At 58.1% G+C, this 14,327-nt stretch carries 15 protein-coding genes; 11 read left to right on the forward strand and 4 right to left on the reverse strand.

The window, feature by feature from the left end; all coding sequences use genetic code 11:
- Window positions 1-95: 95 nt before the first annotated feature.
- The 4 genes from ACR3FC_RS11365 to uvrC all read left to right on the forward strand — a co-directional run bounded on the left by ACR3FC_RS11365 (window position 96) and on the right by uvrC (window position 4,981).
- Window positions 96-893, forward strand: coding sequence for a S49 family peptidase (locus ACR3FC_RS11365; protein WP_480474918.1), 798 nt, complete (start codon window positions 96-98; stop codon window positions 891-893).
- A gap of 171 nt (window positions 894-1,064) precedes the next feature.
- Window positions 1,065-2,027, forward strand: coding sequence for a calcium/sodium antiporter (locus ACR3FC_RS11370; protein WP_480476888.1), 963 nt, complete (start codon window positions 1,065-1,067; stop codon window positions 2,025-2,027).
- 21 nt (window positions 2,028-2,048) lie between these two features.
- Window positions 2,049-2,828 (forward strand): SDR family oxidoreductase, encoded by a 780-nt coding sequence (locus ACR3FC_RS11375; protein WP_480474919.1) that lies wholly within the window; start codon window positions 2,049-2,051, stop codon window positions 2,826-2,828.
- A gap of 290 nt (window positions 2,829-3,118) precedes the next feature.
- Window positions 3,119-4,981: an excinuclease ABC subunit UvrC gene (gene uvrC, locus ACR3FC_RS11380; RefSeq protein ID WP_480474920.1), complete on the forward strand. Its 1,863-nt coding sequence runs from the start codon at window positions 3,119-3,121 to the stop codon at window positions 4,979-4,981.
- Here uvrC and ACR3FC_RS11385 read toward each other — a convergent pair.
- Window positions 4,978-5,862, reverse strand: a complete 885-nt coding sequence (locus tag ACR3FC_RS11385) for a DMT family transporter (protein ID WP_480474921.1) — start codon at window positions 5,860-5,862, stop codon at window positions 4,978-4,980. The genes uvrC and ACR3FC_RS11385 overlap by 4 nt on opposite strands.
- Before the next feature lie 174 nt (window positions 5,863-6,036).
- Between ACR3FC_RS11385 and pgsA the strand changes: the two genes are divergently transcribed.
- Genes pgsA through ACR3FC_RS11400 form a run of 3 tightly spaced genes read left to right on the forward strand, consistent with a single transcriptional unit; the run spans window position 6,037 to window position 7,401 of the window.
- Window positions 6,037-6,705 carry a CDP-diacylglycerol--glycerol-3-phosphate 3-phosphatidyltransferase gene (gene pgsA / locus ACR3FC_RS11390; protein ID WP_480474922.1) on the forward strand — a complete coding sequence of 223 codons (669 nt, stop codon included), beginning with the start codon at window positions 6,037-6,039 and terminating at the stop codon, window positions 6,703-6,705.
- Window positions 6,706-6,708: 3 nt separating this feature from the next.
- Window positions 6,709-6,954, forward strand: a complete 246-nt coding sequence (gene moaD, locus ACR3FC_RS11395) for a molybdopterin converting factor subunit 1 (protein WP_480474923.1) — start codon at window positions 6,709-6,711, stop codon at window positions 6,952-6,954.
- Between the two features lie 3 nt (window positions 6,955-6,957).
- On the forward strand, window positions 6,958-7,401 hold the full coding sequence (locus ACR3FC_RS11400; protein ID WP_480474924.1) for a molybdenum cofactor biosynthesis protein MoaE: 444 nt from the start codon (window positions 6,958-6,960) through the stop codon (window positions 7,399-7,401).
- A gap of 54 nt (window positions 7,402-7,455) precedes the next feature.
- On the opposite strand, the gene ACR3FC_RS11405 is transcribed toward ACR3FC_RS11400, so the two are convergent.
- From ACR3FC_RS11405 to ubiA, 3 genes are all read right to left on the reverse strand, one after another.
- Window positions 7,456-7,776: a hypothetical protein gene (locus ACR3FC_RS11405; RefSeq protein ID WP_267365430.1), complete on the reverse strand. Its 321-nt coding sequence runs from the start codon at window positions 7,774-7,776 to the stop codon at window positions 7,456-7,458.
- A gap of 1 nt (window position 7,777) precedes the next feature.
- Window positions 7,778-9,697: an OmpA family protein gene (locus ACR3FC_RS11410; protein ID WP_480474925.1), complete on the reverse strand. Its 1,920-nt coding sequence runs from the start codon at window positions 9,695-9,697 to the stop codon at window positions 7,778-7,780.
- Window positions 9,698-9,761: 64 nt separating this feature from the next.
- On the reverse strand, window positions 9,762-10,724 hold the full coding sequence (gene ubiA, locus ACR3FC_RS11415) for a 4-hydroxybenzoate octaprenyltransferase (protein ID WP_480474926.1): 963 nt from the start codon (window positions 10,722-10,724) through the stop codon (window positions 9,762-9,764).
- A gap of 11 nt (window positions 10,725-10,735) precedes the next feature.
- Between ubiA and ACR3FC_RS11420 the strand changes: the two genes are divergently transcribed.
- The 4 genes from ACR3FC_RS11420 (at window position 10,736) to ACR3FC_RS11435 (ending at window position 14,264) form a co-directional block, all read left to right on the forward strand.
- Entirely contained in the window at window positions 10,736-11,461 is a 726-nt protein-coding gene (locus tag ACR3FC_RS11420) for a 16S rRNA (uracil(1498)-N(3))-methyltransferase (protein WP_480474927.1), read from the forward strand.
- Window positions 11,458-12,303 (forward strand): GNAT family N-acetyltransferase, encoded by an 846-nt coding sequence (locus ACR3FC_RS11425; RefSeq protein ID WP_480474928.1) that lies wholly within the window; start codon window positions 11,458-11,460, stop codon window positions 12,301-12,303. Before ACR3FC_RS11420 ends, ACR3FC_RS11425 begins: the two co-directional genes overlap by 4 nt.
- A complete protein-coding gene (locus tag ACR3FC_RS11430; RefSeq protein ID WP_480474930.1) occupies window positions 12,300-12,827 on the forward strand; it encodes a hypothetical protein in 528 nt (175 codons plus the stop codon). Before ACR3FC_RS11425 ends, ACR3FC_RS11430 begins: the two co-directional genes overlap by 4 nt.
- Before the next feature lie 66 nt (window positions 12,828-12,893).
- Entirely contained in the window at window positions 12,894-14,264 is a 1,371-nt protein-coding gene (locus ACR3FC_RS11435; RefSeq protein WP_480474932.1) for a glutamate--cysteine ligase, read from the forward strand.
- The last annotated feature ends 63 nt before the right edge of the window (window positions 14,265-14,327 follow it).

Below are 14,327 nucleotides of genomic sequence, written 5' to 3' on the forward strand. Positions count from 1 at the left end.
TTTTTGCCCATCGAGTGTGTGAATCTGGTTCACGTCGCGTTCAAGGTTCGAAGAGTCCCTTGTTTACGGGATGGCGGCACTCTACATCGGCACCCATGAAGCTCAGCCTGCCGTTCGTCAAAAAACATCCCTGTGTGGCCATCGTCCGCCTGTCCGGCGCCATTGGAATGGCCGGGCGCGGGTCCTTGAATGACGCCACGCTGGCGCCGGTTCTTGAGAAAGCCTTTCGCAAGGGAAAACCTGCGGCCGTGGCGCTTGAGATCAATTCACCGGGCGGATCCCCTGTCCAAAGTTCAATGATCGGTGCGCGCATTCGGCGTTTGTCCGAAGAACTGGACGTGCCGGTCATCGCTTTTGTCGAAGACGTCGCTGCATCCGGTGGGTATTGGCTGGCCGCCGCAGCGGATGAGATCTGGGCCGATGACAGTTCCGTACTGGGATCGATCGGTGTGATCTCGGCTGGGTTTGGCGCGCATGTCTTTCTGGCGCGGCAGGGATTTGAGCGGCGGGTCCATACCGCTGGGAAATCGAAGTCCATGCTCGACCCGTTTTCACCAGAAAAGAAAGAGGATGTAGCCCGCCTGCAAGGGTTGTTGGGTGATATCCACGAGAATTTCATTGCGCATGTCAAAGATCGGCGCGGGGACAAGCTGAATCAGGAAACTGATCTGTTCACGGGCGAGGTCTGGCTGGCGCGTCGCGCGCAGGAACTGGGGCTGATCGACGGCATCGCCCATCTGAAGCCAAAGATGCAGGACCGTTTCGGTGACAAGGTCAAATTCCGCCGCTATGGCGTGAAAAAACCGATCTGGACCCGGTTTGGGACCAGCCTGGCGCAGGACGCTATTGCAGGATTAGAGGAGCGGGCAGCTTACGCGCGTTTCGGTTTGTGACGTGATCGTAAAGGCTGTCACTCTTTTTCTGATCGCTATGGGCGTATTGGCAATGTTCGGCAAGTTGCGGTTTCCCGGGCAGAAAAAGCTGAGCTCGGCAAAATGTCCGCGATGCGGTCGGTATCGCATCGGAAAGGGCCCCTGTACCTGTGAAAAAGGAGGCCGGGCTTGATCACCACGTGGCTGCTGTCTGGTCTTGGCTTGTTGATCCTGTTGCTGGCAGGCGATGCCTTGGTGCGTGGCGCAGTGAACCTGAGCCTGCGTTTAGGTGTCCCGGCTCTGATCGTCAGCCTTACGATTGTGGCCTTCGGCACGTCCGCGCCCGAGTTGCTGATTGCTATCAGCGCCGTCAAGGAACACGCACCGGGTATCGCGCTGGGTAATGTTGTCGGATCAAACACGGCCAACATCCTGTTGGTTCTTGGCCTTCCAGCGATGCTGGCAACGATCCACACCAGCGAGTGCGACAGCCGTAGGAACTATGCCTTCATGCTGATGGCGACGGCCTTGTTCATAGGGTTGGCGTTTTGTGGAACATTCACCGTCGTCAGCGGCCTGATCCTGCTGGCGGCTTTGGGCCTGGTTCTGATGAATGCCTTTCGTGAAGCAAAGGCGCACCGCAAGGCCTGTGGGGAAGCCTGTGCCGATGACGACGACCTTGAAGGCCTGGAAGAAGCCGATCCTGACATGCCTTACTGGAAGGTATCGGTTTACCTGATCCTAGGCCTTGTCGGCCTTCCAATGGGGGCGCACCTGCTGGTGGAAAATGCGACGGTCATCGCCCGAACCTATGGTGTCAGTGAGACGGTTATCGGTCTGACCCTGATTGCGGTCGGAACGTCTTTACCCGAACTGGCAACAACCGTCATGGCCGCGTTGCGCCGGCAGGCCGATGTGGCCCTAGGCAACGTGATCGGCTCGAACATGTTCAATCTGCTGGCCATTATCGGGATCGCAACCTGGTTCGGGCGTATCCCGGTTGATCCCGGTTTCCTGTATTTTGACCTTTGGGTCATGCTGAGCGCTTCGCTGCTTCTGGTTCCCTTTGTTCTTTTCAAGCAGGATATCTCTCGCGTTTGGGGTCTGGTACTGACCTTCCTTTATGCGCTTTATACCACTGTATTGCTGGTGTGATCTGACAAAACGAGGTGAAGCATGACCCGAGCTTTGGTGACCGGTGCCGGTATTCGCATTGGCCGGGCCATGGCGCTTTATCTGGCCGGACGCGGATATGATGTCGCCGTTCACTATGCGTCCTCAGAACGCCCCGCGCACGAGACTGTGGCGGAGGTTCAGGCATTGGGCCGACGGTCGGTGGCCTTGCAGGCTGATCTGCTCGACGAGGCACAGGTGCAGGACCTGCTGCCCAAAGCAGCCGAGGCTCTGGGCGGGCCGATCACCTGTCTGGTGAACAACGCCTCAATCTTTGAATATGACAGTGTTCACACCGCGACCCGTCAAAGCTGGGACCGCCATCTCGACAGCAATCTGCGCGCACCGTTCGTTTTGACCCAAGCCATGGCCGGGCAGGGGCTGGCCCCGGACACAGACGAAAATGGCGAACCCCTGGCGACCGGTCTGATCATCAACATGGTGGACATGCGTGTACGCAAGCTGACACCCGAGTTCATGTCTTACACCATCGCCAAAATGGGGCTATGGACGCTGACCCGTACCTCGGCACAGGCGCTGTCCCCTGCAATCCGGGTCAATGCCATCGGACCCGGACCAACGGTACAGGGGCATCGTCAAAGCGCTGAGCATTTCCAGGCGCAACGAACGAATACTGTTCTGGAACGCGGGTCAAATCCGTCGGATATCACCGCCGCTTTGGGATATTTTCTGGATGCACACGCAGTAACGGGGCAACTGATATGCGTGGATGGCGGTCAGCACCTGGGGTGGAAAACACCGGACGTTCTGGGAGTTGAATAAGCAATATCGCTGCAAGTTTTGCACCGCGCACGTTTGTGTTACCTGCGTGTTACAAAAATGTCTTTTTTTTCATACACTTGCTAAATGTGTGAAAAAATATCGTTAAAAATCAGCATCTTGATAATGTGCCTATTTTTTGTGCATGTTAATGAAGTGGTAATGAAACAAGGGAAATTCTAAGGCTGTGAAAACTTATCTTCACACTTATCCACAGGAATCGTGGATTTGTTTTCTCTTGATCTGAAGCCCGCAAGATTGCAGCCAGTAAAAGAGAATCATATCGGAATCCCATGACTACCCACAGTGAATCGTCCCTGACCGGTTATGCCTGCATTCAGCGTTATGCAAAGACGCTGGACAGCTCACCCGGGGTGTACCGGATGCTGGATGCCGACAGTCGGGTTTTATACGTGGGCAAGGCGCGAAACCTGAAGGCGCGGGTGTCGAACTATACAAGGCCGGGTCACTCAGGCCGGATCGAGAAGATGATTTCCTCGACCGCTTCGATGATGTTTCTGACCACAAGAACGGAAACCGAGGCGCTGCTGCTGGAGCAGAACCTGATCAAGCAGCTTAAACCGAAATACAATGTGCTGCTGCGGGACGACAAAAGCTTTCCCAACATCCTGGTCGCCAAGGATCATGACTTTCCGCAGATCAAGAAACACCGCGGGGCGAAGAAGGAAAAAGGCGCCTATTTCGGACCATTTGCCAGCGCGGGTGCTGTAAACCGCACATTGAACCAGCTGCAAAAAGCATTCCTGCTGCGTAACTGTTCGGATTCCATGTTCGACAGCCGCACGCGGCCCTGTCTGCTTTATCAGATCAAACGGTGTTCCGGGCCGTGTGTCGGTTTGATTTCGGAGCAGGATTACAGTGAAAGCGTCAAGGATGCAGAACGTTTCCTGTCGGGGCGCTCGACCAAGGTGCAGGAGGAACTGGCTGAACAGATGATGGCGGCGTCCGAGGCTATGGAGTTCGAACGCGCCGCCGGTCTGCGCGACCGTATCCGGGCGCTGACGCAGGTACAGACCGTACAAGGCATCAACCCTCGTGGTGTGACCGAAGCAGATGTGATCGGCCTTTATATGGACAGCGGGCAAGCCTGTGTTCAGGTATTCTTCATCCGTGCCAACCAGAACTGGGGCAACAAGGATTTTTACCCGCGTGTAGGACCAGATGTATCTCCGGCCGAGGTGATGGAAGCTTTCCTTGGCCAGTTCTACGACAACAAGGAACCACCACGGCAGTTGATTTTGTCGGACGGGATCGAAAACGCCGATTTGATGCAGGAAGCTTTGACGGAAAAAGCCGGTCGTAAGATCGAGCTTCTCGTGCCGCAGCGCGGGGAAAAACAGGAACTGGTTGCAGGTGCATTGCGCAATGCGCGAGAGTCTCTGGCCCGGCGCATGTCGGAAAGCGCGACACAGGCCAAGTTGTTGCGCGGTGTGGCCGAAGCATTTGATCTGGACGGCCCGCCCGGTCGGATCGAGGTCTACGACAACTCTCACATTCAGGGTACCAACGCTGTTGGCGGCATGATCGTGGCAGGGCCCGACGGGTTCATGAAGAACGCCTATCGCAAGTTCAACATTCGTGGCGATGACCTGACCCCGGGTGACGATTTCGGCATGATGAAAGAGGTTCTGAACCGTCGCTTCACCCGCCTGCAAAAAGAAGACCCGGATCGGGATAAGGGGCTTTGGCCCGACCTGCTGCTGATCGATGGCGGTGCCGGGCAGGTCAGCGCTGTGCACGAGATCATGCAGGCTCACGGGGTCGAAGACATTCCGATGGTCGGTGTTGCCAAAGGGGTCGACCGTGACCACGGCAAGGAAGAGTTTCACCGGATCGGTCAGCGCCCCTTTGCGCTGAAACGCAACGATCCCGTCTTGTACTTTATTCAACGGCTAAGGGACGAGGCGCACCGTTTTGCCATTGGCACCCACCGTGCGAAACGCACCAAGGCCGTTGGTGCCACGCCGCTGGACGAAATCCCAGGTGTCGGGGCAGCACGCAAGCGCGCCTTGCTGACTCACTTCGGCAGCGCCAAAGCGGTAAGCCGGGCCAATCTGGCGGACCTGAAAGCGGTCGAGGGGATCTCGGCCGGGTTGGCTCAGAAAGTCTATGATTTCTTCCACGACAAGGGTTAGACTTGTCGCCCCCGCCACAGGATATAGAGGCCCGAGGCTACAATAAGCGCGCTGCCGACCCACATGGTACGGTTCAGGCTTTCGCCGAACAGGGCGATACCCAACCCGGTACCGAACAGCAGTCGGGTATAGCGGAACGGGGTCACGGCAGACACTTCTCCCGTGCGCATTGCGTTCATGAGCGAGGCATAGGCCATGACGCCCATCAGAACCGCGCCCGTCAGATGCAGGCTGGTGTGCAGGCCAACCGATGCCAAGGGCGCGCCTTCCCACATCCGATAGGCAAGGCCCGCGACGATAATGCTGAGGAAACCATAAAACCCCAAAACTTCGGTTCCTAGCGTGGCAGGGGCCGCGCGGCTGGCCAGATCACGCCCTGCGAACCCTAACATACCCAGCACGGCCAGTATCGACAGCAGCGAAAAACTGTCTCCAGTGGGTTGCAGAATAATGACGACGCCGATCATACCGACAAAAATTGCGCTCCATCGCCGCCAACCAACCGTTTCACCAAAGAACAACGCCGCGCCTGCGACCACAACTAACGGCGTCGCTTGCAGGATCACCGTGGCCGAGGACAAGGGCGTCAATGCGATGGCGAGCACATAGAACAGCCGACCAAAGACTTCGAACAGCACCCGAACTTTCATCGGGCGGGAAAGAACGTCTGGGTGCATCAGGCGTTTTCCACGAGCTGACGCCAGCGCGGCAAAGATAACGGACCCGCCCGTCCCGAACAGCACCATTACCTGCCAGATCGGAAGCGCGGTCGAAGCTGCTTTCAGCAACGCATCCTCCAGCGCAAAGCCCGCCATTGCGGCCACCATCCACAGGCTGCCGACCATGTTCGACCGGGCGTCGGTTTGAATATGCGCTGTCATCCTGTACGTTCCGCTTTGCAGTCGACGGGCAATCTGACCGCAAAGACGTGAAACGCCAAGTGCACAAGGTCCAAAGCGTCGGACCTGCGGCGCTTTGACCAAGCTGTTGTGAGTGACGTAGTTTTTTACCAGTTTGTCTTTTCTGTCTTGAACCGGCGATATAGGGTCCGAGCCATGAAGTGGAATTTGCCCAATTTCCTGACGGTTCTACGCCTGCTGGCTGCGCCCGGTCTGGCCGTTATGTTTTTGTACTTCACCCGGCCCTATGCGGACTGGTTCGCTTTGATCCTGTTCCTGTCTGCGGCGATCACCGATTGGTTCGATGGCTATCTGGCCCGCGCGTGGAAACAGGAAACCAAGATGGGTGCGATGCTGGACCCGATTGCCGACAAGGCAATGGTGGTGATCGCGCTGATGATTCTGGTTGGCTATTCGACCGAACACTGGACGCCATGGCTCGTGCTACCCGCCACCGTAATCTTGTTCCGCGAGGTTTTTGTCTCGGGCCTGCGCGAATATCTGGGCGATGTTGCGGGGACGCTGAAGGTTACAAAGCTGGCTAAGTGGAAAACAACAGCGCAGATGATCGCCATTGCCGTGCTGTTCTCGCAGGGTATCTTTGAACACTATGCCGTGATGGCGAGTTTCGGCATGGACGCTGCGCTGGTAGAACAGGTCATCGCGGGCCAGGTTGAAGATGTGAACCACCTGCGCTGGAACATCCATGGCATGTTTTGGGCGGGCCAGATCGGGCTGTGGTTGCTGTGGATTGCGGCGACGCTGACATTGATCACCGGCTATGATTACCTACGTAAAGCCATGCCACATCTGAAGGAGATCTAAGGGATGGATGTGCTGTATTTTGCATGGGTTCGCGAGCGTATCGGCTTGCCAAAGGAAAAGGTCGAGACGCAGGCAGTCACAGTCAATGACCTGGTGGCCGAGTTGAGCGCGCGGGAAGATCGCTATGCCGCGGCATTTGCCGATTTGTCCGCCCTGCGCGTTGCACTGGATCAGGAGTTGTCGGATTTCGACGCCTCGCTGTCGGGCGTTCGGGAAGTGGCATTTTTTCCACCAATGACAGGCGGCTGACCCATGCGGATCGCTGTTCAGCAGGAAGCATTCGATCTGGGGGCCGAGGCCAATGCTTTTGCCGCCGGGGATGATGCCAACGGAGCCATTGTCACCTTCACTGGCGTTGTGCGCGACTTGGCAAGCGGTGATCTGGACGTGATGGAGATTGAATACTATCCGGGTATGACGGAACGGGCCCTGACCAAGATTGCCCGGGAAGCCAAGGAGCGGTGGTCATTGGGTGACGTCCTGGTGATTCACCGTCATGGCCGACTGGCCCCGGGGGACAGGATCATGATGGTGGCCACCGCTGCGCCGCATCGTAAAGATGCGTTTGAGGCAGCGGAATACTTGATGGATTATCTGAAGTCTCGCGCACCCTTCTGGAAGAAGGAAATCACCCACTCTGGTGCGGAATGGGTCGCAGCCAAAGACGAAGACGAAGACGCGCTGACCCGGTGGTAGTACTTAGCGACCGTTTATTCTTGCAAACTTCGGCGACGGCGCAAGGTCGTGCGCTTAATCCGCGTTGTTGATCCGTCCGCGCAGTTCTTCGGCCTCCTGACGCGCGGCCCGCAGGCCATCCATTGCGGCTGCCAGCTCGGCCTCTGTCTGGGTTAGCTGGTTCGTCAATTCGGCCTCACGTTGCTGCAAATAGGTGATGGCCTGATCGCGGGTTTCCTCGGCCTCGTGCAACTCCTGACTCATCCGGTCCAGATCAGCGACATCGCTTTGACTTACGCGGGACAGGCGGTGCGCCAGCCAGTTGGCAAACCAGCCCATGCAGAAGGCCGCGAACAGGATAATGGCAGTGACAATGACGAATTCTGTTCTGTTCAACTTACTGGTCCCCTGCATCCGCATCAGGTGCGGTCGTGTCGGTTTGGTCCTCTGCGGATGTCGCAGCCTCGGTCTCAAGCGCTTCAAGCCCTGTTTTGGTACTTGCAACAGGCTCAGGGCGGATCAGACGGAACTCGATCCGGCGGTTTTCTTCCCGGCCCTCTTCGGTGTCGTTGTCAGCGATGGGTTGCGTTTCCCCATATCCCACAGCGGTGTAGCTGCTGGTAGGAATGCGCCGCCCGCGCAATTCGTTCAGAATGGATTGTGCCCGCGCCTGGCTGAGTTGTTGGTTCATCTCTTCCCGGCCCTGACTGTCTGTGTGGCCCTGAATCTCCATACGGATCGGACCGCAGTCGCGCAGGATATCCGCAATCTGGTTCACCACATCGCGCGAGTCTGATGCAATCGTGGCCGATCCGGGCTCAAAGGCGATCTTACCGGTGGCCTGAATTTCGGCGATCTGGGCCTCGCAGACTTCCGGGTCGGGCAGGGCGTCCTCGGGTTCCGGTGGGGGCTGATACGTTATGGTCAAGGTGTATTCCTGCCCCTCGCCCAGCTTGTCGGATAGTTGACCTGCGATGCGAGCCTTGGCGTCTTCTTCGTGGCTGAGGCCGATCAGTTCGACCGTATCGGGTGTAACGGTCAATACGCCGTTGTGGAGCTGACCCAAAGCCTCCAGACCGGCCAAAACACGTACTGGCCAGTCCGCCGGAAGATCCGAAACGATGCGGGTGGCGGTATACACCTGATCGGACCCAAAGGCCGCGCGCGCGTAGCTGTCGACCATGTCGCGCAGAGTTTCATCACCCAGCCGTCCGCGCAATTGCACCAGCCCTTCAGGGCTGCGGGTGGCCGAGAACTCGACCGGGCCGTTTGCGTTCGTTGTTTCAGGCTCTGGCAAAACGGCGTGCAGTGCGAAAACCGCAGGCAGCTCGGTTTCAAGCTCGCCCACAACCCGGTCGAACACCGTAGGATCGGTACCCTCGGCAGCAATCAGGGTAATGTCTGCGTCGGAAATGGTGACCGAACCCTGGCCGATCCTGAACAGCGCCTGAATGCTTTTCTCGGCTGCTTCTGGCCAGCGTGGCGATGGTTCGCCCAAGGCGACGGTGCAGGAATAAGACCCCGTCAACCCCGCGTTTTTCGCGGCGGCCACGATACGGTCACGTGCCTTCTCATCCTGGGCGGAACAGGCGTCAAAATGCCCACCTCCTTCGTCGATCAGGTAACGCAAAGTAAAAGGCGTGACGACCGGGCGAGGTGCTGAAATTGCCAGCCCAACCCGCAGGCTGGGCGGTGCCGTACGGGTCAGGTCGCGTTCCAGTTTTTGTTTTTCTTGCTGACTGTTGGCAATTGCCGTGATCCTGACCAAATCCGGGTTGGCGGAAATTTTGGCGCGGGGCAGGTGGGTTAGGGCCTCTAACGCGTAAGAAATTGCGGCATCCCATCCTTTGGGCTTTGGATAATCCGCTGTTTCCATCAGGTCCGACACGGCAACGGATCTGTCCAGATTGCCCAGCCGTTGGATCAGCTTGTCCCTGTTCTCACTGGCCGGGATCAGACCAATCACCGAGATTCCACTGTCATTGCGCAGGATTTCTACCGAAAAGCGCGGTGCTGCGAGGGCAGAAGTTGCGATAACCTCCATTTCATCGATTACGCGAGATGTATCAACTTCGGTTCCCGCGGCGGTCAGAGCGTTAAAGCGGGTCGCCTCATCTGGCGCTGTACCAGTCAGGACCACCCGCAAACCATCGGCCTCGACCTCGGCCCAATCATGTCCTTTTAGGTCCAGCGAGCGCCGTACAGCCAGTTCTGATGATTCTTCGATCTCGGTAACGGCATAGCTGGCTGCCAGAAGCGACAGGCCTGCTGATACGAGAAAGATCAGGGAAACAGCGATAAAATACGGCAGACGCATGTTTGGGTTTGGCACTCCTCAGGCGTTTGCGCCGATCTTTACAGGCCCCGTTCAGCGGGTGCAATCAGAGCAGCAAGGCGACGCAGAGGAAGATCAGCGGAATAAAGCCGGTATCGCGGTTGGCCCGAAACAGCAGCAGCAGCTTGTCGTTGTCTTCAGTATCAAGCCCGCGCAATTGCCACATCATGTGCCAGCCCATGGCCCAGGGACCGCAAAGCGCGATCCCCAACGCCAGAATCGACGCGTCAGGCACCCCGGCATCAATAATGGCCAGCCCCATCAGCGATACTGTTGCGACCAGAAAATACTTCAGCCATTTCGCCGTGTCGGTGCCGAACAGGCGCGCGGTGGATTTGATGCCGACCAGTTCATCATCCTCGGTATCCTGATGTGCATAGATCGTGTCATAGAACAGGGTCCACGCGATGCCGGACAGGTACAGCGTGACAGCAGGCCAGCCGAGCGACCCGCTATGCGCCGTCCAGGCCAGTAATGCGCCCCAGTTGAAGGCCAGCCCCAGAAAAACCTGAGGCCACCAGGTAAACCGCTTGGCAAACGGATAAACGGTCACCGGCAGCAAAGATAACACACCCATGGCAATGGCCGCCTGATTGAAGCTGAGCAGAATGCCAAGCGCCAGAAGACTTTGCAGGATCATCCAGGCCGCAGCTTGCCGGACACTGACTTGCCCCGACGGTATCGGGCGTGATCGTGTGCGTTCAACCTGTGCGTCGAATTCCCGGTCTGTAATGTCATTCCACGTGCAACCGGCACCTCGCATCAAAAAGGCTCCGAATGCGCAGCCTAGGGCAATCCACAGATCTTCCCAACGCGGTTGGCCGTCATGCAGGATGGCCAGCGCCAGCCCCCACCAACATGGAAGCAGCAACAGCCATGTGCCGATGGGCCGGTCCGCGCGGCTGAGGCGCAGATACGGTCGGGCAAAGGCTGGGGCATGGGTGTCGACCCAATTGCCGGTGACGGCATCGGCGACTTGACCATCTGGTGTTGGGGCATTGCCTTGCATATGTAGGTCTCATGAGTGCGAAAATCAGACTGTATGTAGAGCAGCCCTTGGGTCAGGGGCAATCGGTTCCTTTGACGCGCGATCAGGCGCACTATCTGTTTGGGGTCATGCGACTGCCGGTTGGTGGAGCAGTGGCGCTGTTTAACGGTAAGGATGGCGAGTGGCTGGCCGAGGTGGCCGAGTCCGGAAAACGTGGTGGCGCTCTGACCTGTATCAGGCAGACCAAACCTTTGCAGCTGCCCCCCGATCTGTGGTTCCTGTTTGCGCCGATCAAAAAGGCGCGCACCGACTTCATTGTTGAAAAAGCCGCTGAAATGGGCGCGGCTCGCATCCTGCCAGTTCAGACCGAATTCACCAACGCAGACCGTATCCGGCAAGACCGGCTTCAGGCTCATGCAATCGAAGCCGCTGAACAATGCGGAGGAACCTACGTGCCCGAAGTGGCAGACCTTCAGCGGCTGGACCGCGTGCTGAATACCTGGCCTGAAGGTCGGCACTTGATGTTCTGCAACGAGGCCGAGGTCGGCTCGGCCCTGCGGCTGGCAGCGAATGAAAAAGGGTGCCCCTGGGCTATTCTCATCGGCCCGGAAGGCGGGTTTTCCAACGCTGAGCGCGCACGGTTGTCGGCTTTACCCTATGCGCATGTGGTCAGTCTTGGCCCGCGTATTCTGCGGGCGGATACAGCGGCGGTGGCCGCGTTGACCATGTGGCAGCAGGCATTGGGGGATTGGTCGTGATTCGCGAGGCGGTTCAATCGGATGCCCTGGCGCTTGAGAGGTTTCTGGCCCGCTACCCTGACAGTTCAATGTTCTTGCGTAGCAATTTGGCGGCTCATGGGGTGGGGTTGAATGCGAATGAATATTCCAGCCGCTACTTCATCTGGGGTGAGGATCAGGTTCAGGGTGTCTTCGGGCTCAGCAAGAAGGGCTATCTGATGGTTCAATTGCCCAACGCTGAAACCGAAGCTGCCGAGTGGTTCGCTCGGATGATCGAAGGCGAAACCGTTTTGGGTATGACGGGGGATGCACATCAGGTTGAGGTGGCTTTGGGCGCTCTGGGATTGGGGCAGGCGAAGTACCGGTTGAATCACGATGAACCGCTTTATCGACGTGACCTGCGCGGTCTGACTGAGGTACCTGTTCCTTATCGCGCTTTGCGCGCCGAGGATCGAGCAAGGCTGCACACTTGGTTTGCGGATTACATCGAGGATACCGGACAAGCCGCAGGCGAAGAGGCGCGTGAGCTTGCCGCAGAGCGCGTCGAGGCGGAAATGACCGCAGGCAGGGCGATTGTCCTGATGGAAGGCGACGCGCCGGTTGCCATGGCGTCTGTAAATGCCAGGGTTCACGACCAAGTTCAGGTCGGTGGTGTTTTTGTTCCACGTAAAAACAGAAACCGTGGCCTGGGTCGACGGGTCACGACCGCATTGATGCAGAAAGCAAAAACCGAGGGCGCGGCGGCCGCGATCCTGTTTGCGAACAACGCACCTGCCGCCCGTGCCTATGAGGCGATCGGGTTCCAACAGGTGGGCTGGTACAAGGTCGCTTTGCTTCAGGAACCGCAAAGGGTGCTCTCATGAGTTTCATCCGACCCGAAGCAAAACTGGCGCTTTGGCGTTGGCGCGAGGTTCTGGTCGCGGCTTTTGTCCTGATCCTTGGTCTGAGCTGGATCAGCGGGCCGGGTGGGCTGTTGGCCTGGGTAGGCTGGTTTCTGATTGTCGTGTCAGCGGCTTTGGCTGTGATCGGCATTCAGCGCGCGCGTTTCAGAACAGGGGCGGGTGGGCAAGGTGTCGTGACGATTGATGAAGGCCAGATCACTTATCTGGGTCCCTTGGATGGCGGCATCGTCGCGTCCCGCGAAATTGAGCGTCTGGCCCTTGACCCGACCTCCGACCCCGCACATTGGGTTCTGGATCAGCCGGGCCAGCCAGCGCTTCACATTCCTGTGAATGCAGAAGGAGCCGAGGCGTTGTTCGACGTATTCTCAAACCTGCCGGGCCTCAAAACCGAGCAAATGCTGTCGGAACTCAACGGCAAATCGCAGCATCCGGTCGTTATCTGGGAACGTACACCGTCGCGCCCGGCGCATTTGCCGTTGCATTGACACTGGCGCCATTTACGACCACCACTTGACCTTCAAAACAGACACAGCAGGATCGGAGCACGGTTCATGTCCATCCCTCAGTCCGGCGGCGGTCCGATCGAACGCCATGAACAACTGGCCGAATATCTGGAATCGGGTTGCAAACCCAAGCAAGATTGGCGCATCGGCACCGAGCATGAGAAATTCGGCTATTGCAAGGACACGCTGAAACCTCTGCCTTTTGAAGGAAAGCGATCCATTGTCGCCGTGTTGGAGGGGTTGCGGGATCGCCACGGCTGGGGAGAGGTCCGTGAATCCGGTCATCTGATCGGTCTGGAAAAGGACGGCGCAAATGTCAGCCTTGAACCGGGTGGCGCGCTGGAGCTGTCGGGCGCCCCTCTGGAGACGATCCATGAAACCTGCGATGAGGTGAACACTCACCTGCGCGAGGTGAAGGATATCGCCGATGAGATCGGCGTGGGATTCATCGGCCTGGGCGCGGCGCCGATCTGGACGCATGACCAGATGCCGCTGATGCCCAAAGGGCGGTATCGGCTGATGAACGATTATATGGAAAAAGTCGGCACCATGGGCCGCGCCATGATGCGGCGGACGTGTACCGTTCAGGTCAATATCGACTTCGGGTCCGAGGGCGACATGGTACAGAAACTGCGCGTGGCGCTGGCGTTGCAGCCGGTGGCGACGGCGCTGTTTGCCAATTCTCCGTTCTTCGAAGGCAAGGTGAACGGCCAGAAAAGCTGGCGCAGCCATATCTGGCGACATCTGGACGATGCGCGCACGGGCATGTTGCCCTTCGTGTTCGAGGATGGCTTTGGATTCGAACGCTATGTCCAATACGCGCTCGATGTGCCGATGTATTTCGTCTACCGCGACGGGCAGTACATCAACGCGCTGGGCATGTCGTTCCGCGATTTCCTCAAGGGTGAGTTGCCTGCATTGCCGGGAGAAACGCCGACCCTGTCGGATTGGGCCGATCACCTGACAACGGCCTTCCCCGAGGCGCGGATCAAGAAGTTCATGGAGATGCGCGGCGCGGATGGTGGCCCTTGGCGACGACTTTGCGCCTTGCCGGCCTTCTGGGTCGGGCTGACCTATGACCAAACCGCGCTGGATGCGGCGTGGGATCTGGTCAAGGGCTGGGATGCCGAAACGCGCGAGGGGCTGCGTGTTGCGGCGGCCAAAGACGGGCTTCAGACGCAGGTTGGCAACGTCAACATGCATGATCTGGCGCGTGAAGTCGTGGCGATCTCTGAGGCGGGCCTGAAAGCCCGCGCGCGCCCCGGTGCTGGTGGGCTGGTCCCGGATGAGACGCATTTCCTGAATGCGTTGAAGGAAAGCATCGACACCGGCAAGGTTCCGGCAGATGAGTTGCTGGAACACTACAATGGCGACTGGAATGGAGACCTGACCCGGATTTATCCCGAATACAGCTATTGATGCGCACCGTCCCGCTTGCATTCGCGGGGCGGGGCCGATAGCAGGTTCTCGACCAAATTCAGA

Source organism: Ruegeria sp. AF3 (assembly GCF_056536285.1).